This window comes from Flammeovirgaceae bacterium SG7u.111 (assembly GCA_034044135.1).
Taxonomy (GTDB): domain Bacteria; phylum Bacteroidota; class Bacteroidia; order Cytophagales; family Flammeovirgaceae.
Genome location: CP139021.1, coordinates 4,444,366 through 4,461,036, shown reverse-complemented (window position 1 = coordinate 4,461,036; position 16,671 = coordinate 4,444,366). Strand labels below are relative to the sequence as shown.

Here is a 16,671-nt window from a genome sequence, read left to right as displayed (position 1 = left end):
AAGTATCAACTAGTCGATTTTGCCTGTTTTTGATACCTTAGGGTAGAAAAGGCTACGCCAAAATCCGTAGGCAATTCTACCGTTGGAAAATCTGTCAACAAGGCTATTTTAATGATAGCAATATGGTGGATGGCGTGCTCTAAGTTGAATGCTAGTTCACGTTCCGTACTCGTTATCATCATGAATGGATCGTTATCATCGCCATACACAGCACTCATTTGGAGTTGCTTTCCAGGCTCTATTTCTATCAGAGCCTTTTCTAGCTCGTTTATTTTAGCTGAAGCTACCTTAACGTTGGTTTCGAGCGAAAGCTCTCTCTTCCGCTCGTCGTAAGAAAGTCTTCCCGATTTTGCAGCTATGAGTAAGCAGTCGTAAAATTCAAGAATATGCCTATAATGCTGACCAATTGTGTTTTTTCCTCCAAGTACGTCAAGCTTACGAGAATAACTCTCGTCAGTCAGTTGGGAGATTACCAATGATAGTTGGCCAAATATTGATTTTGTGATGTCAGTTAGTTGCATGAATAATAGTTAAGTAAATAAGTAGAGCTTGAACGAAAAGAACAGGCTCTTAATCAAATGTAAAAAATAAAGCCTAAGAAAAGGAATGACATTACATCATTGTGAAATAATACCTTTCCAGTTGCTATCCGCTTTCTCCTTCAACTCCTTTTCTTTAGCCTCCCAAAGCGGTAAAGTATTGGTGAAATAAGCATTATAAAAAAGGTAGAGTTTACCTTCGGTTATTTTGAACGTTTTAGGGTTTATTCCCACTTTTTCCCCACTGTTGCCAATAGCATAGGCACACCAGCCCCCATATTGGGGCTCATAGGTGGAAGGTGCTGCCTTAAACAGCTTTCGGTTTGTTTCCGAAGAAAAATAATAGGTGGCAGACTTATAGGTGTACGCCAAACTGGATGATCCTTTTTTAGCTTTACCTTCTGCAAAATAGCTCACGGGGTCATAGCCTTCTATGGCAATATTTTTTTCTAAGTTGAAATGTTTTTCCCTATTGCTGCTGCTCTCTTGAGTAAAAGAGGGGAGCGAGATGAGTAGAGAAAAGGAAAGAACAATAAGTTTTTTCATTGGAAGAGGGTTTTGGAATAGCTTCAGGTATGAGTTATTGGATTGAATCAAACTTAAAAGGATATTCTTCTTAACTTTGTTCCTTCAAAAAGAAAAGAAATTAGAATAGACTATATCACAGTTTGTGGCAATAAAGGTGTTTTTAAAGACTAATGACGTACAAGGTTTGGGTTAAAGCTGAAAGGTATGGTGTTATTCAACGGGCTGAGGTCCGTTGCTAATGATAAAAACTCAATAGGCAAGGCTTTCAAGCCCCGTTTGAAAGAATAAACGATATTGGCTTTAGCCTAAACTAAATTTTTAGCCCAAGAAGCCTATACTCGCTAAACTCTGATATAGTCTAATACCTTTATTTCAGAAAAGTAAGGCAAACGAATAGGGGCGTTGATGTACGACCTTTTACAGTAAAATATAAAAACAGATGGCAGAAGCAAATAACGGAAGGACAGAAATCCAGAATCTAGGTGAGTTTGGATTGATAGACAAATTGGCATCAAAGGTAGAGATTAGACAGAAAAGTACGCTTAAAGGCATAGGCGACGATGCTGCGGTAATAGCCAAAGATGAAAAAGAAGTAACCTTGGTTTCGACCGATATGTTGGTAGAAGGCGTTCATTTTGATTTGTCGTATGTGCCCTTAAAGCATTTGGGCTTCAAAGCTGTGTCGGTCAATGTTTCGGATATTGCCGCCATGAACGGCGTTCCCAAACAAATTACGGTGAGCATTGCCCTTACCAATCGGTTTTCGGTAGAGGCTGTAGAGGAAATTTATGAGGGAATCTATGCAGCTTGCGAAGCTTTTCATGTAGATTTGGTAGGAGGGGACACCACTTCTTCGCGCTCAGGCTTAGTCATTTCTGTTACGGCAATGGGTACTTGCCCCAAAGAAAAGGTAGCATACAGAAGCGGAGCAAAAAAAGGAGACTTAGTTTGTGTAACAGGCGATTTGGGTGGAGCATACTTAGGCTTGCAAATACTGGAAAGGGAAAAACAAGTGTACTTGGCAAATCCAGATGCACAGCCCCAGCTCGAAAAGTACGATTACATAGTTGGTCGGCAGCTTAAACCAGAAGCTCGTATGGATGTGATCCATACGCTTAGGGAGCAACAGTTAGTTCCTACTTCCATGATCGACATTTCAGATGGCCTGGCTTCGGAACTGATGCACCTCTGCAAAAACTCTGATGTGGGCGTGGTGGTGTACGAAAACAAGATTCCTTTTGCCGAGAAAACTCTAGAAGTAGCCTCAGAAGAGTTCAAGATACCGGCAGTAACCTGCGCCCTCAACGGAGGCGAGGATTACGAACTCCTATTCACCGTAGACCAAAAGGACTTTGATAAAGTAAAAAACCATCCCGACATTACGCTGATAGGCTACATCCAAGAAAAGGAAAACGGCAAAAAGCTAGTGACCCAATCGGAACAAGTGATGGACATTAAAGCACAAGGCTGGGAGCACTTTTAGGGTATGTGTGTTTTCCCGAGGCAATAGTAGTAACGCCGTCACCAATCAGTGGCGGCGTTACTTTTTTTAAGTAAGAGCTTGTATAGAACCTTTTAGTCCAGAATGGAAGTGAGGCGATATTCTTCCAATTGCAGATGACCATTTGAATCTAAAAAAAATAATGCAGCACTCAAGTTTAACAGAAATTAAAATGAGGAGTTTTGAGAATAGAAGTAGCGCAAGTAAAAAGTATAATTGGCTAAAATAAATTAATTCTTAATAGAATCGGCTTCCTGTTGGGTAATGCTTTACTTGGAAAACATGATTTTAAAATAATAAAACAGGTTAGTCTATTCAATCCTTTTACTATATTTAGATAGTACATTAAACAGCCTTCCATGAAATCCCCAAAATACGATTTGATCATTATAGGAGCTGGGCCGTATGGTTTAAGTCTGGCTACCATTGCAAAAGCAAAAGGATTAAAGTATTTAGTGTTAGGTAAACCGCTAGAGTTTTGGGATAATAATATGCCGAAAGAGATGATTTTACGGTCTGGAAAGGGTTGGCATATTGACCCTTTAGAGGTTCATACTTTCCAGAAATTCTTGCTAGAACGAAGTTATGATGATTTAAACTATTTTTCTAAAAAAATCTTTATCGAATATGGGAGATGGTTTCTAGCGAAAAAACAATTAAACATAGCAGAGGAATATGTGCTCAATATCAATCGTGAAGATTCAATATATCAGCTTGATACTTCTGATAATAATACATATATAAGCTCAGCTGTTGTAGTAGCCATAGGGGCAAAGTATTTTTATTATATACCTAAGGATATCGTATCTAATATTCCTGCAAATTTCTATTCTCACACTTGCCATACAATTGATTTTCATGGCTATGCAAATAAGCGTATACTCGTGGTTGGGGGAAGGCAAAGTGCATTTGAATGGGCTACTTTGCTCACTGAAAATGGATGTGAGAAAGTTACCTTATCATATCCAAGTAGTACACCCAGCTTCTCCAAATCCAATTGGGGGATAGCAGATGAATTAGTAAAAAAGTATGAGGAAAACCCAAATTGGTATTATAACCTTAGTCAAGAAAAAAAGAGCAAGATAGATCAATCCTTCTGGAAGGAAGGCCGGTTAAAAATAGAGCCATGGTTAGAAGAGAGGCTAAAAAAAGATAAGTATGTAGCCTATCCTAATTCTAGAGTTACGTCATGTACACAAAAGGGGGATTTTTTGGAAATTCAAATAGACGCTGATATAACCGTAAAGGTTGATCACATTCTTTTTGCTACTGGATATAAGGTAGATATAGCACGTATCCCTTTCATGAAGAATAGTAATATAGTAGAGGGCATAGATACTATTAATGGCTCACCTGTTTTAGATGAAAATTATCAATCCAATCAAAAAGGATTATATTTTACGGGAATAAGCAGTACCAAGTCGATGGGGCTCTTTTTTGGTTTTCTAATAGGAGTGAATGTAGCATCGCTAAATATTTTTAATTCGATAGAAAAAAACTTATAAACCTGGTGTTTTATAATTGATAATTAGTGCTTTACGGTAGTATGTGCCAAAAGGGCTATAACAACTATAGTCTCAGGTTTGTAGGATAGGCATTCTTTATGTAAGCCACTTATACCTCAACCTTTCGCCTACAAGAGGCAGAATTTGTTTTATGATTTCAGTATAAGTGCTTAGCTAACTTTTCTTCAAACAATCATTATTATTCGCCAGTGAGATCGGTTCTAATCGCCCAGATTAAAACTTACCGCAGCTCATTCTTGTCATGAAACCTCATCCTTTAGTCAACTTCATGTACAGATGTATTGCTTCATACAAAGTCATACACTTTTTTTTAATTAATTGACATTTACTGTAACAGTCACTTTTTGGTTGTGTCTAAAACATAAAGCAAGATATTTTCATCAAAAAAAACTTTATGAATTACAAAACTCAATCAACATTACTAATGGTCATATTACTATGTATGACCTCAATTATTACTAATGCCCAAACAAATAAAATAGAAAAGATGACTGAAGAACAACAGAATGTGTTATTCACAATTAAAAAAATGACAAATGCCTTTCAAAACAAAGATATTGATGAGGTTATGCGTTGCTATGAATCGGTTGCTGTAGTTGTATTTGAGCCTGAATCTCCAATATCCGACACAAATGTATTGCGAGAGATGTTTACAGGAATGTCAATGGCAAACCCTGTATTTACTTATAGTGGACACGAAGTGTTTATCACTGGAAATATCGCAACCCATATTGCGCCTTGGAAAATGACAGCAAATGCACCAGATGGAACTGAAATTAAACAAAGTGGATTATCCGTTGCCGTTTTAAGGAAACAAAAAGATGGAAGATGGCTAATGATATTGGACAATCCTCATGGACAATTTTTAATGACTAAATAACATAACCAAAGCACCATGTTTGCCCCTATAACGGCAAATATGGTGCTTTTTAAAAAACACGAAATGGCTAATAAATTAGTTGATATCAAAACTCCAGATGCCGTTCTAATAGAGCAATCCCTTGCAGGAAATAAAAGAGCGTTGGAAAACCTTATTAAAAAACATCAAGATTGGATCTATAATATTGCCTTGACTTTTGTAGGCGACAGAGACGAATCGGCAGACCTTACACAAGAAGTTTTAATCAAACTTATTACTAAGTTAGGTTCTTTCAAGCAAGACAGCAGCTTTAAAACTTGGGTCTATCGTATTGTAAAAAACCACTTTTTAAATATGAAAAGAGGGAAATACGAAACTAATGCCCTAACTTTTGAACAATTCGGGCAAGGTCTTGATCAATTACCCAGCGAATCACTTTCTAATTATTCTTATGAAGTTGAGGATAAATTATTGGTGAGAGAAGCGAAAATAAGTTGCATGAAAGGGATGTTGTTGTGCCTTGACCGAGAACAACGAATGGTTTATATCATTGGAGAATTATTTGAGTTTACAGACTCTATTGGTAGTGAAATAATGGAAATCTCTAAAGAGAATTTTAGAGTTAAATTGCATAGGGCGAAACAGCAGTTGTATAACTTTATGAACAATAAATGCGGCTTAGTAAATAAAAATAACCCATGCCGCTGTGCCAGAAAAACTGCAGGGTTTATAAAAATGGGTTTTGTTGATCCGGTAAAGTTACATTTTCAGAAAAATACGATAGCCGAAATTAATAAAATGATAGACAAAAAGGTTGAAACGTATACTAATGAGGTGACATCTAACTACCAAAAATTATTTCAAGAACATCCATTTTTGCAAAGTCCTGATAAATTGGAGTCGATTAGGCATTTACTTTCATCAGAATCAATAAAACAAACCTTTAATTTCGACTAATAGCCTACTGATGTATCTGAAGTTGTTATCATTCCTATCTCAACTAGCAGCAACCTTTTGTAAGGTAAAGCCCCAAAGAATATTTCAAAAAACACATGATCGGACGAAGGAAACTAATGTTTGAAGCCCCTGCAAACTTAATCGAACACAAAAAAGAAGCATTTCAACACAGGATTCACTTGTTTTAAGTGGTTTTAGGGGTAAATCATGCAAGATATTTGGTGTACGACTCCCATGAAGCCCGTTTGAACGTATGGCAAGCTTGTTTTAATCCCCAGCGCCAAAGGATATTTGGTTGCAGCGAAATACAAGAAATAGTATTCGGAAATCAAATGTTGGGAGGCTTATTTAGCTGATATTTTGGAACTTATAACACAAATTACAGATTATTTAAACAGAATGCACACATTTTCTTACCTCTGTACTTAACAAAAAGCATCCCTATAATTAGGGATTTATATTTTCCTTCCCTCATAACAACAGGACGGTTGTATAACATCAAAAACACACAATCCATTCGCCCAGCCTCTATTTTGTGGGTGGGGGAGATAGCTTCTCTCCTGCTGTATAAACCTCTCGTCCACAGCTGCTTTCTTACAATGTGTGGAAAATCAACAAAAACGAAAGGTTCTATGTTGGCAGCACTGCTTTATTTGTAATCGGAAATTGTCATGAGTATGCTACCAGCCGATTACCTATAGGCTGATGACCTATTATCCTGACAATGCTTGAATTTATCCTTTCACTAAAATTTTATAATTATGGACAAATCCATTGGAGAAAAATTAAGCGAAATTTTGAATTTCATTAACGACACGCTCGACCTTCCAACAGAATTGGAAATTGCGATTGGCGCAGGCTTCACCAAAAAACAATTTGAAGAAGCTAAGAAACTCTATTACACCACAGTTGAGCTAAAGCAACTGGAAACAGTAGCCGAAGGGCGGAGAATGAGCGCAACTGCAGCACACAAAGCGACCAAAATAGCCGTAAAGAAGCACTATGCAAGAGTGATAGCCATTGCCAAAAAGCTTTTTAAAGACGACCTAGCTATTGTGAAGCAACTAGAGCTAAAAGGAACCAGAAAAGCCAAATATGGAGAGATGTGCTTGCAAGTATTCAACTTCTATTCCGCACTCCTTGGCAACCAAGCCCTACTCGACCAACTTGCCACGGCTAGTATTACCAAAGAGTATGTGCAAAAAGGGATGAAGCTCTACAGCGAGATGGAGGAGCTAAAAACGGCCCAGCGGAGAAATGAAAAAGAACGGGCTGCCGCACAAGATGACTTCGATGCAAAAATCCAGCAACTCGATATTTGGTACACCAATACTAATAGCATGATAAACACATGGAAAAAGCTAAACATTAGCCCTGTAGTGAAGTAAAGAAGCATATCTTTTAATACTAGAATAAGTAAGGCAACCGTAGACACCTGCAGTTGCTTTTTTTTGTTTGAATAATGTCCTACAGTACTTGTAAATTATGTTTTGTTAACTAGGGAAGTATTGGTTATCTCTAAAAAGCTAGTCTTTATTTACTAGATTTAGAGAATAGTTATTATATGTAGTAGAGAAGTACAACTGCAATGGGATATATGAGTATAAATATAGTTAATAAACTTTCAAATGGAATTAGCCGAATTATATAAACTAAGAAGAAATTTTTCAATTATTGGCTTAACTGGGCGTACTGGCTCTGGTTGTTCTAAAATTGCAGAACTTTTGTCAAGTGATTTTAATAATCTTAAAAAAGGAATTAGGAAATTATCTGATATAAATGATGTATTGGCTAAGCGAAAGCATAGTATCTGCTTTAATTATTTATCATTTGATAAAAATTGGCAGCCTTTTGAAATAATTAAGTATAAGGATATTCTTTTGTTTTATTTAATTAGTTATTATACTCAAGATTATAAAGCTTTAAAGAAAATTCTTGAAAAATTCTACCGGGAAAATAGAAATGAAGATAATTCTAAAGTCGTAAATAAAGTTTCAAAGGAAATAAATGGTTTATTATTAAACTCATCATTAGTTAATGACATTGAAGGTTATAAGGGTGATTTTTCTACTATTAAGACAAAAGAAGATCTAGCAAAATTGCATGATGAATTTTTTGGTGATGACTTCAAAAACTTGTCCTCTAAAGTGTTTGTTATTTTAGAGGAACATGGCTATTTCAGAAGGTCTTATCTGTTACATCACTTAAGTTGTAATATTAGACAAAGTGGTAACCCTTTAAATTCAAAAGAAATCCATGATATAAATTACATCTATACATTAGCACAGTTAACAAATAGATTAATTAAATCTAAAAAACAGTATAATGATCAAATTGGAGTACCTACGAAAATTGTGATTGATTCATTACGAAACTCACTAGAGATAATGTTCTTTAAAGAAAGGTATTCAGGATTCTATATGTTGGCAACAAAGGATGGAGATAATAGATTAAAAAGTCGATTAGAACATAGAGTAAAAACAAAACAATTAAATGAAGATATAACAACATTAATTGAAAATATAATTGATTTAGATTCAGTAGAGTATAAAACAAGTGATCACTCAAAAGGTGTTTTTTCAAGTCCAGATGTGTATAATTGTATTCAAAAAAGTGATATACATATAATCAATCATCGTTTACAGGATATTAAAGATTCAGATAAAAATGATTCTTTTTTCACTCGTGAAGAACAACTGTTAAAATTTATTTCACTAATACAACAACCTGGTATTATTACACCTTCTTCTAGCGAAAGGTGTATGCAAGTTGCATTTAATGCAAAATTGAATTCTGGCTGTATTTCTAGACAAGTAGGAGCTGTAGTATCTGATGAATTTTATTCTATTAAAGCTGTAGGGTGGAATGATGTACCAAGTGGTCAAACTCCTTGTAACCTCCGTTCAGCAGATGATTATAGAACAAAAAAACTTGATGAGAATCATTATAGTAAATTCGAACGAGGCGAAGAATTAGATAAAGTTGATATAGACTTTAAATATAAGAATAAAGAACCTAAAACTTTCCCTGGTGCAATCAAAGAATATTTTAGAGGATCTGATACATCTCGAAAAAATAATGATTTAAATGGTAAAAATTGTTCATTCTGTTTTAAAACTATTCATAACCACTTTGAAGGTGAAAAGAATCAAGTTCATACAAAATCACTTCATGCAGAAGAAAATGCTATGCTTCAAATTAGTAAATATGGTGGACAAGGTTTAAAAAATGGAATTCTCTTCACTACTGCTAGTCCATGTGAATTATGTTCAAAAAAGGCTACACAGCTTGGAGTAAATAAAATATATTATATCGATCCGTACCCTGGTATTTCCGAACCTCAAATTTTATCTTATAATAGGAATAAAAAATTAAAATTAATTCAGTTCAATGGTGCTATAGGAAAGTCATATTCTAAACTCTATGAGCCCTTTATGGCCTATAAAGATGAAGTCACAATAATGCTTGAAAATTCACCAAGTACAAAAACTATTTGGGAAAATTCTATTGAAAAAATTCAAAATCCTACCTTAAAAGAAAAATTGATGTCAGCTTTAACAGAACAAAAAGAATTGGATGAAAAAAAACTTATGGATTTGTTAAAATGATCTATTAAAAAATAAAGTGTATAATATTTTTTACTTTTTAAGAATAACGTTTTGATAAGATTGAAAGTAGAAGCCGCTAAAACTTATAAGTAACTGCTATTATAATATGAATAAAATACTGAATCTGAATAATTTAAAAATACAGACTGACTCGGGATCTATTGACTTACTAGATAATAATGTAATAATGGAATCTCCTGATTTTAGTAAAGTAGAAGTGTATTTTCGAGAATTAGAAGCTAACCTTATTGAGAAAATTAAAGAATTCAAAAACGGGCTTGTTTTTGGTTCAGTTGCTTGGTTGACTTCATTCAATATTCTAGATGCATTAGCGCAATGTGAAAATGTTCAAATTGTAGTGCAAAAAGAAGATTTCTTACGACCTGATTTAAATATTCAATACAAGAGTGATTGGAAAATTAGACTAAGAAATAAATACGATAAATTAAAGTTTGTTCATGATAGATATGATATATCCTATTAATCAATTATCGGTTTGTGGTGATCCAAGTGTTGATCCAATAAGATGTGTAGGTAATCATAACCTTGACAAACAACCAGCATTCCCAAGAGCTCATAATAAGTTTCTTGTATTCTGTAACTTCATTAAAGAGTCTACGGATGATACAAGAAAGAATGAGGAAGCAATTTATAATCCTGTTTCAGTTTGGACAGGTTCATTTAATTTGACATGGAATGCAGTCAATTCTTTTGAGAATGCAATATATTTAGAAGATAAGAATGGAAATAATCCAATAATTATGAGCTACTTAAAAGAGCATCATCAGATCTTTGCCTTATCAGAAAAGATTGATTGGAGAACAGATTGGGTTGAACCTGAATTTAGAATAGGAACTTAGGATACTACCCCTCTAGCACAAACTTCCGCTCGTGCTCTTTCCTAATAGGCATTCCAAACCAACCAATCAGTTCTTTTGTATGCCGCATAAATCCGAACGGAGGTTCGGGCTAGCCTAAGACTATTTCCTTAAACCTATAAGATTTTCAAAACCTTATAGGTTTGGTGGAAACTTTATCGGTAAACATCTTCTTGATAAAAGTAAAGTTTCAATTTAACCTAAATTACTATGACTAAAAGTAACCCAACGCTTATACATGCCTTAAGGCAAACAGCCCAGCGGCTTTCGGAAGGGGCAAACTACGAATGGGGGCACATGGGCAGGTGCAATTGTGGGCACTTGGTACAGACCATCACCAAAATGACCGACACGGAACTAGTCGCTAGCATAGACCACAAACTGGACGAATGGACGGAGCATGCAAAGGACTATTGCGACCGCACGGGCAGCAAGGTGGAAGATATATTTGAGGTAATGAGGAGCTATGGCTTCCACCATGAAGATATGGTGAACCTAGAATACCTGAAAGACCGGAAAATACTAGATAGGCTAGACGACGGAAGGAAATACCTTAAGCATAACCAGCGGGAAGATGTAGTGGTGTATATGGAGAAAATGGCTGAGCTGCTAGAAGAAGAAATGGAAGTGGTTTGACATACTCTTAAGTGATTAGCAAAAAGAAAAACCGTATTTCACCTGACTTTTTTTCTGAAATGAATCCTGTAGGGATTCCATAATTGTAGGCAAAAGGTCTAATCTTAACGACAACCCCGTTAGGGGTTGCACAAATCAATGTCAACTACTTTTTATGCAACACCTTCGGAGTTGTAACTGTTAAATTGCAGGTTACTACAATTATAAAACCCATACTGGGTTTATGTCCTAAGAAAGTAAAGGTGTTTGAGTTGAAATTCCTGTTTACACTTGGTCAGGTACAGGTACTTAACATCAAAAAGGGTTCTCTGAATAATCGGAGAACCCTTTTTGATGGAATATTTTTTTCTTATTTCCCCGTAAAAATCGGTTTTCTTTTTTCTAAGAAAGCAGTTGTTCCTTCTTTGAAATCTTCTGTTTTGCAGCAGTTGCCAAAGGAGTTGGCTTCTGTTTGGTAGCCATCGTCGTTGGAGTGGACGGCATTGATGCAGTCGATGCCGTGTGCTACAGCTAGCGCTGCTCTTCCTAAAATGCTTTCCATCAGCTCGGTTGTTTTGGCTATTACCTCGTCGTGGGCTACCACATGGTTTACTAGTCCTATTTTCAACGCTTCGTCGGCTTGGATGGTGTTCCCGCTCAATATCAGTTCAAAAGCTTTTCCTTTCCCTACCAACATGGTCATGCGCTGTGTGCCCCCAAAGCCAGGGATGATCCCAAGTTTCACTTCAGGCTGTCCAAAAAGTGCGTTTTCGGAAGCTATTCGCATATGGCAGGCCATGGCAAGTTCGCATCCTCCGCCCAAAGCGTAGCCGTTAACCGCAGCTATTACAGGCTTGGGGCAGTTTTCTATCTTGGCAAAAACTTCTTGCCCATCTTCCGAAAATTTGCGGCCGTTCATATAATTTAGCTCGGTGAACTCGGCAATATCTGCCCCTGCAACAAAGGCTTTTTCACCTGCTCCGGTTATTATAACCCCTTTTATCTCAGGTTCGTCATACACTTGCTGAAAGGCCAAGTCCAATGATTTGATGGTCTCTTGGTTCAGCGCGTTAAGCTTGTCTTCCCTGCTGATGGTAATGATAAAAATTCCTGATTTGAGTTCAACTCGCAGATTTGGATATTTCATCTTAAATATTTTGTGAGAAACTGGTTTGACTAAGTTCTCTTGAACAGAGTAAAGTATTCTTGGTCGTTGTAATGGTAACTAGTAATTTGAGCTAAGGTTTTTCAAAACGCCTTTAGCTGAGCTGGATCAAAAAGTTGACTTCCACAATTCCAGACTTACTGCAAAAGTAAAATAAGCCTAACTAAAAGTAACTTTGCGCAAGTTTTTTTTCAACTTAAAATGTAATTATTCAGGATTGTTTTTGGTGAGAGGGAAATCTGACCGAGTAATTGGTGGTCGAGAATGGCTCGACGCTTCGAGGTTTAAGAGAAAACTAGATGCAAGATGTTAGAAAAAATGCCCTTTTGAAGTGTTTGTTTTTTCTAACATCTAATTTGAAGTTTCTAACCTATTCAACCTCAGTGCTAAACTTTTCCATTACTCGACTTATCAAGTAAATTCATGCATAGCCCTTATTCTGCAGCTGCGGGCGTAAAGGCAAGTCCTGTCCAGCGAGCACGAGCATATCCAAAGGCATCTCCTTCAGGTACAAGACCGTTGGAGCTTGATAAAAATTCTACTCGGATTTGGCTTCCTTTTTTCATCGATACTTTCTCTACGATATGTTCAATTGGAGCATATTCTTCCGTATCTGTTCCGTGTATGCGAGGGTTGGTTACTGAAAGAACTTTCTCATCGTCTACAAATACTTTGTAAGAACATTCACCATCTGTTTCTAGCAACGTGGTAAGCGTCATATCATAGACTCCATCTTCTTGTTCGAAAATCTTGGTGGCGGCAGCCCATTTATCAGGAGTTTGCTCTACTGTATTGATCGCATAAGCTTTGCGCCCTTTGTCGAAATAGGCAGGTACAAAGCCTTCTACCGCTATTGTCCATTCGCTATCTTGCTCTTCAGCTACTTCTGTAGGGGCTGTTTCTTCGGGCAGATCTGCACTTTCCTCCGCTTTTTTGGAACAGCTTGAAAGGAAAAGGGCTAGTACGATGACTAAACTTAGGTATGAGTTTTTCATTTTTTTGGAGGATTAATAAGCGTTTTTCAAATAGGATTCAATAACAATTTCTGTTCTATAACATTGGTGATAAAGATAGGGTAAAAATGTTAAAACCCAAGCTCTATTGCCGGATCCCAAAGTTTATCTTTAAAATCTACTACCTTATCCTTTTCAACTTTTATTCCCTCGGCTTCTAGGAGTTCTTGCATGAGCGTGGGCGTGCCAAAATGTACTTTTCCACTAAGCAAGCCAAGCCTGTTTACCACTCGGTGGGCTGGCACCCCGTTGCCATCAGCTATGCATCCGTTCAGCGCCCAGCCAACCATCCTCGCCCCACTTTTCGCTCCCAAATAATTGGCAATAGCACCGTAGGTAGTAACCCGCCCTTTGGGCACTAGCTTTACTACTTCGTACACATCTTCGAAAAAATTCTCTTTTTTACTCATCAAAAAACAGATCTTGCATTTCTAAAACAGCGTTGCTATAAAAGTCGGAAGGGGAAAATGGAAAGCTAAATTTATTGAAGATAATATACTTTTGCCCTTCCCATTTTTTTCTCCATTTATGAGGACTTAAGCTAAGCCTGTTGGCAATTTTATCTTCCAAAAGATTATATTTAGGGCTTCCAACTTGATTTTTTAATCCCTCAAACCTAAAAAAAGTAGCTAAGGCAACTACTTTGAACTGCTCGGCAAGTTCGGGGTCTTTTTTCAGTTGCTCTTCCATGAGGAAAGCATCTAACAATACTTCTACCAGTAAATCGTCTTGCTCAGGTTCATTGGAATAGCTTTTCATCACAGACTCGCAGTTGAGGTAGGTCAATTCTAGCAACTTGCGGTCGTAACTATCCGCATGCAGGTAAAAATCGGCTCTGCTTTTTACCGTTCCGCAGGCAAATAGGATTTGTGCTGCAAATATGCACATCATCAAGACTAATATTTTTTTCATAGCGAATTTGGTTTGTTGGATAGCAATTCTTACCCCAAAATTGATCCTTTAGCAAGACTGTTTAATCTTCTTCTTAAAAAGTCTATTCTTCCTTTTTTGCCAAAAGGCTTACGCCAAGGTGCTTTTGCCCACCTGTTTTTATCAATACCCAGCCTCTTTTTTTGAGGTATTTCCTTAGGTATTTGTTTAAAAAGCCATGAGCCACTAAAATGGTTTTTTTCTCGGAAATGGCATAGCCTTCAAGGGTTTCTGCACCAACCCTTGCCCGCTTTTTTGCTTCCTTAAAGCTTTCAATCCCTTTTTTGTTTAAGCCCATTACCCAAAAACCACGTGAGCAGACGAGCCAAAAGCCAAGGGGCATTTTTATGTTGGGGAAAGAAATGATTTTTCGTTGGAACTCATTGAACAATTCATTTTGGATAAGAGGTACTTTTTCTTCCGAAATAAGTCCGGCGGTGTGGATAGCTCGACGTAGCTTACTAGTGTAGAACCGCTCTACGTCGTTAGGTTCTAAGGTGAGGGGAGAGCCTTCGTAATGATAAATTCCTACCGAATCGTACGCCCTAATGAATGCTTTGGCTTCTTTTCGGGTGAACCAACCTTCTCTTGAAAGCTCAGGTTTGCCATGCCTTACCAGCATGATTTGCAGCGGCAGTTCTTCTTCAAAAAGGTCGCTTTCGGTTTCGTGGAAAAAGTGAAGTTTCGCACTGTCGGACTGTTGTTCCCAGTACTTGATAGCAGGCTTAAATGCTGTTTTTTGAGCAAAAATGGTTTGAGACAATCCTAAGCTCAAGAATGTTAGAAAAAGTAAGGTAAGTTTGAGTTGTGTATTTTTAGATCTCAAGAGCAAAATTGTTAGGGCTAGACGAGGTTTTGTAGGCTAAATATAAAGACTTTTGGGTAAGATTATTTGAAAGAAGGGAAATGCAGACTTTTTTATGAAAATCAGTTTATCCCCCAAAATAGGTGATTGTTGAAAATGCCGTTGTTAAAACGGTGTTAAAATCAGAAGATTAACATTTCTGCATGCAACGTTTTTTTATTTTTATACATCCTTATAATAAAACTTAACTGTTGACTACCACCTCTCGCTAAAACTTTATAACAATGAGACCTCTTGTTTCTAAACTATCGTTTTTGTTACTTCTTACCCTGAGTTTTGGTATTGCCGGACAAAGCTTAGCTCAGTCGGGTTTGGTAAGCCTTACTAAAAATTGGATTCTGGAAAAGACAAATGTAAAAGGTACTTATTTTGCGCCTGAGGAACATGAAAAAGGGGATAAGTTAACTCTTTATCCAAATCATCATTTTGTGAGGATTGATGGAGGGGTTCGCTACATTGGCGTGTGGAAGCTTGATTGTGAACAGGAACGTATTATTCTCAAGTACTGCGGAAGTGATAAGGAAAAAACATTGTTGATAGAAGCTATTGACGAAGAAAGGCTTGTGCTTAAACTTGAGGAAGACTGGAAGATGGATATGAGAATCTATCTTCGTGCAGGGGTGACAAGTTGAATGTTTGTTGGCTAAAATTATGATATTGAGCCGCAATTATTTGTGGCTTTTGTATTGGTTTTAGAGAGCTTTCCCTATCAAGTAGATCTTTTTCGATTTCCCCTTTACTATCCCCTTTTTCCAAGTATAGCCTTCCGAATCAACATCTTTGAGCAATAAGTCCAGATCATCGAGTGTATAGGTTCGGGCGTTGGATACGGCACCGTCCCAAGCAAAGGCAATTGGGATAATAGGAATGAGGTATGTAAAAACCAACTGTTGCCAAGTGATAGGTCGGGCTAAGAGGGTAACAAAGAGGCAGGTAATTAAATTGAAAGGGGTTGCTAACCACCAAATGGCTTTTGGATGGCTGTTGTCGCTTATTTCGAAGATACAAATCGGTTGTTTGCTATCGCTCGCCGATTGAAGTACTTGTTTTGCCTGCTTGGGCTTGAGGTGGTGAAAACCACTTACCATCGTCCTTAATCCTTTTAGGCTTTTATCTACATCCGTTGCATCTACAGGTTCAGTTTTGTAATGGATGTTCCCCTTCTCATCGTTAATTTTTTTTGCCCCTTCTTGGTCGGGGTACAAATCGGTTAGAGCATGTTTAAAATTTTATGTAAACTGAAAATCAATAGGTTATGGTTCTGACTAAATGTTTCCGATTGAGTTTATCGGGATAAATAAATGAGGAAATATGACGTCAGGTTCATAAAATATTGGTTTTCAGGAAGCAAAAATTTAAACATGCTCTAGGGTAAGTTTTATATTTTCAATTCCATGTTTTTCCTTGAGAATATTTACGGCAGAAGGCAGTGGTCCAGCACTCCCAGAGCAAAGGTCGACAATGGAGGTGATCTGGGTTTCTTTGATAATACCTGCTAGCAACTCAGCAAGCTCTTCATCGGTTTTGAGAAGCTTGTGCATCACTATAATTAAGCGGGTCATGCACCTTCTGAACCAATTAGGAAACCATGCTAAGTCTTCAAATTCAAAAACATGTATGCGTTTCATTTTCAATGCTTTTAGGTTGCTGAGCAGTTAGTGATTTTATTTGAAAGTTAATATAATAA

Annotated in this window: 19 protein-coding genes; 10 read left to right on the top strand and 9 right to left on the bottom strand. The window is 37.0% G+C overall.

Annotated features, from left to right (window positions below):
- Positions 1-5: 5 nt before the first annotated feature.
- Positions 6-521: a DinB family protein gene (locus R9C00_17535; protein ID WPO33506.1), complete on the bottom strand. Its 516-nt coding sequence runs from the start codon at positions 519-521 to the stop codon at positions 6-8.
- A 96-nt stretch (positions 522-617) separates the two neighbouring features.
- Complete coding sequence (locus tag R9C00_17530; GenBank protein ID WPO33505.1) at positions 618-1,085, bottom strand: YHS domain-containing (seleno)protein; 468 nt, start codon at positions 1,083-1,085, stop codon at positions 618-620.
- A 421-nt stretch (positions 1,086-1,506) separates the two neighbouring features.
- On the opposite strand from R9C00_17530, the gene thiL reads away from it, so the two are divergent.
- The 9 genes from thiL (at position 1,507) to R9C00_17485 (ending at position 11,032) form a co-directional block, all read left to right on the top strand.
- Complete coding sequence (gene thiL, locus R9C00_17525; GenBank protein ID WPO33504.1) at positions 1,507-2,550, top strand: thiamine-phosphate kinase; 1,044 nt, start codon at positions 1,507-1,509, stop codon at positions 2,548-2,550.
- 377 nt (positions 2,551-2,927) lie between these two features.
- Complete coding sequence (locus R9C00_17520) at positions 2,928-4,073, top strand: NAD(P)-binding domain-containing protein (protein ID WPO33503.1); 1,146 nt, start codon at positions 2,928-2,930, stop codon at positions 4,071-4,073.
- A gap of 415 nt (positions 4,074-4,488) precedes the next feature.
- Positions 4,489-4,974, top strand: coding sequence for a DUF4440 domain-containing protein (locus R9C00_17515; protein WPO33502.1), 486 nt, complete (start codon positions 4,489-4,491; stop codon positions 4,972-4,974).
- A 15-nt stretch (positions 4,975-4,989) separates the two neighbouring features.
- Entirely contained in the window at positions 4,990-5,910 is a 921-nt protein-coding gene (locus tag R9C00_17510) for an RNA polymerase sigma factor (protein WPO33501.1), read from the top strand.
- Positions 5,911-6,671: 761 nt separating this feature from the next.
- The gene (locus R9C00_17505) at positions 6,672-7,298 is read left to right on the top strand and encodes a hypothetical protein (GenBank protein ID WPO33500.1); all 627 of its coding nucleotides are present in this window, start codon (positions 6,672-6,674) and stop codon (positions 7,296-7,298) included.
- 240 nt (positions 7,299-7,538) lie between these two features.
- Positions 7,539-9,518 (top strand): hypothetical protein, encoded by a 1,980-nt coding sequence (locus R9C00_17500; GenBank protein ID WPO33499.1) that lies wholly within the window; start codon positions 7,539-7,541, stop codon positions 9,516-9,518.
- Positions 9,519-9,624: 106 nt separating this feature from the next.
- Positions 9,625-10,002 (top strand): hypothetical protein, encoded by a 378-nt coding sequence (locus R9C00_17495; protein ID WPO33498.1) that lies wholly within the window; start codon positions 9,625-9,627, stop codon positions 10,000-10,002.
- Positions 9,977-10,378: a hypothetical protein gene (locus R9C00_17490; protein ID WPO33497.1), complete on the top strand. Its 402-nt coding sequence runs from the start codon at positions 9,977-9,979 to the stop codon at positions 10,376-10,378. The genes R9C00_17495 and R9C00_17490 overlap by 26 nt, the downstream gene beginning before the upstream one ends.
- A gap of 228 nt (positions 10,379-10,606) precedes the next feature.
- Positions 10,607-11,032, top strand: coding sequence for a hypothetical protein (locus R9C00_17485; GenBank protein ID WPO33496.1), 426 nt, complete (start codon positions 10,607-10,609; stop codon positions 11,030-11,032).
- 349 nt (positions 11,033-11,381) lie between these two features.
- On the opposite strand, the gene R9C00_17480 is transcribed toward R9C00_17485, so the two are convergent.
- From R9C00_17480 to R9C00_17460, 5 genes are all read right to left on the bottom strand, one after another.
- Positions 11,382-12,158 carry an enoyl-CoA hydratase-related protein gene (locus R9C00_17480; GenBank protein WPO33495.1) on the bottom strand — a complete coding sequence of 259 codons (777 nt, stop codon included), beginning with the start codon at positions 12,156-12,158 and terminating at the stop codon, positions 11,382-11,384.
- A 452-nt stretch (positions 12,159-12,610) separates the two neighbouring features.
- Positions 12,611-13,171 carry a hypothetical protein gene (locus R9C00_17475; protein ID WPO33494.1) on the bottom strand — a complete coding sequence of 187 codons (561 nt, stop codon included), beginning with the start codon at positions 13,169-13,171 and terminating at the stop codon, positions 12,611-12,613.
- 89 nt (positions 13,172-13,260) lie between these two features.
- On the bottom strand, positions 13,261-13,599 hold the full coding sequence (locus tag R9C00_17470) for an MGMT family protein (protein ID WPO33493.1): 339 nt from the start codon (positions 13,597-13,599) through the stop codon (positions 13,261-13,263).
- Complete coding sequence (locus R9C00_17465; protein WPO33492.1) at positions 13,592-14,101, bottom strand: hypothetical protein; 510 nt, start codon at positions 14,099-14,101, stop codon at positions 13,592-13,594. The genes R9C00_17470 and R9C00_17465 overlap by 8 nt, the downstream gene beginning before the upstream one ends.
- Positions 14,102-14,183: 82 nt before the next feature.
- A complete protein-coding gene (locus R9C00_17460) occupies positions 14,184-14,945 on the bottom strand; it encodes a histidine phosphatase family protein (GenBank protein WPO33491.1) in 762 nt (253 codons plus the stop codon).
- Positions 14,946-15,208: 263 nt separating this feature from the next.
- Here R9C00_17460 and R9C00_17455 point away from each other — a divergent pair, with 263 nt between their 5' ends.
- On the top strand, positions 15,209-15,616 hold the full coding sequence (locus R9C00_17455; GenBank protein WPO33490.1) for a hypothetical protein: 408 nt from the start codon (positions 15,209-15,211) through the stop codon (positions 15,614-15,616).
- Positions 15,617-15,676: 60 nt separating this feature from the next.
- Here R9C00_17455 and R9C00_17450 read toward each other — a convergent pair whose 3' ends face one another.
- Both R9C00_17450 and R9C00_17445 read right to left on the bottom strand, forming a co-directional pair.
- Positions 15,677-16,189: a hypothetical protein gene (locus R9C00_17450; protein ID WPO33489.1), complete on the bottom strand. Its 513-nt coding sequence runs from the start codon at positions 16,187-16,189 to the stop codon at positions 15,677-15,679.
- A gap of 150 nt (positions 16,190-16,339) precedes the next feature.
- Positions 16,340-16,612, bottom strand: coding sequence for a hypothetical protein (locus tag R9C00_17445; protein WPO33488.1), 273 nt, complete (start codon positions 16,610-16,612; stop codon positions 16,340-16,342).
- Between the last annotated feature and the right edge of the window lie 59 nt (positions 16,613-16,671).

What these genes read in the sequence shown, in the direction of transcription:
- R9C00_17535 (WPO33506.1), bottom strand. Translation starts at nt 521, where the DNA reads ATGCAACTAACTGACATCACAAAATCAATATTTGGCCAACTATCATTG.
- R9C00_17530 (WPO33505.1), bottom strand. Translation starts at nt 1,085, where the DNA reads ATGAAAAAACTTATTGTTCTTTCCTTTTCTCTACTCATCTCGCTCCCC.
- thiL (WPO33504.1), top strand. Translation starts at nt 1,507, where the DNA reads ATGGCAGAAGCAAATAACGGAAGGACAGAAATCCAGAATCTAGGTGAG.
- R9C00_17520 (WPO33503.1), top strand. Translation starts at nt 2,928, where the DNA reads ATGAAATCCCCAAAATACGATTTGATCATTATAGGAGCTGGGCCGTAT.
- R9C00_17515 (WPO33502.1), top strand. Translation starts at nt 4,489, where the DNA reads ATGAATTACAAAACTCAATCAACATTACTAATGGTCATATTACTATGT.
- R9C00_17510 (WPO33501.1), top strand. Translation starts at nt 4,990, where the DNA reads ATGTTTGCCCCTATAACGGCAAATATGGTGCTTTTTAAAAAACACGAA.
- R9C00_17505 (WPO33500.1), top strand. Translation starts at nt 6,672, where the DNA reads ATGGACAAATCCATTGGAGAAAAATTAAGCGAAATTTTGAATTTCATT.
- R9C00_17500 (WPO33499.1), top strand. Translation starts at nt 7,539, where the DNA reads ATGGAATTAGCCGAATTATATAAACTAAGAAGAAATTTTTCAATTATT.
- R9C00_17495 (WPO33498.1), top strand. Translation starts at nt 9,625, where the DNA reads ATGAATAAAATACTGAATCTGAATAATTTAAAAATACAGACTGACTCG.
- R9C00_17490 (WPO33497.1), top strand. Translation starts at nt 9,977, where the DNA reads ATGATAGATATGATATATCCTATTAATCAATTATCGGTTTGTGGTGAT.
- R9C00_17485 (WPO33496.1), top strand. Translation starts at nt 10,607, where the DNA reads ATGACTAAAAGTAACCCAACGCTTATACATGCCTTAAGGCAAACAGCC.
- R9C00_17480 (WPO33495.1), bottom strand. Translation starts at nt 12,158, where the DNA reads ATGAAATATCCAAATCTGCGAGTTGAACTCAAATCAGGAATTTTTATC.
- R9C00_17475 (WPO33494.1), bottom strand. Translation starts at nt 13,171, where the DNA reads ATGAAAAACTCATACCTAAGTTTAGTCATCGTACTAGCCCTTTTCCTT.
- R9C00_17470 (WPO33493.1), bottom strand. Translation starts at nt 13,599, where the DNA reads ATGAGTAAAAAAGAGAATTTTTTCGAAGATGTGTACGAAGTAGTAAAG.
- R9C00_17465 (WPO33492.1), bottom strand. Translation starts at nt 14,101, where the DNA reads ATGAAAAAAATATTAGTCTTGATGATGTGCATATTTGCAGCACAAATC.
- R9C00_17455 (WPO33490.1), top strand. Translation starts at nt 15,209, where the DNA reads ATGAGACCTCTTGTTTCTAAACTATCGTTTTTGTTACTTCTTACCCTG.
- R9C00_17445 (WPO33488.1), bottom strand. Translation starts at nt 16,612, where the DNA reads ATGAAACGCATACATGTTTTTGAATTTGAAGACTTAGCATGGTTTCCT.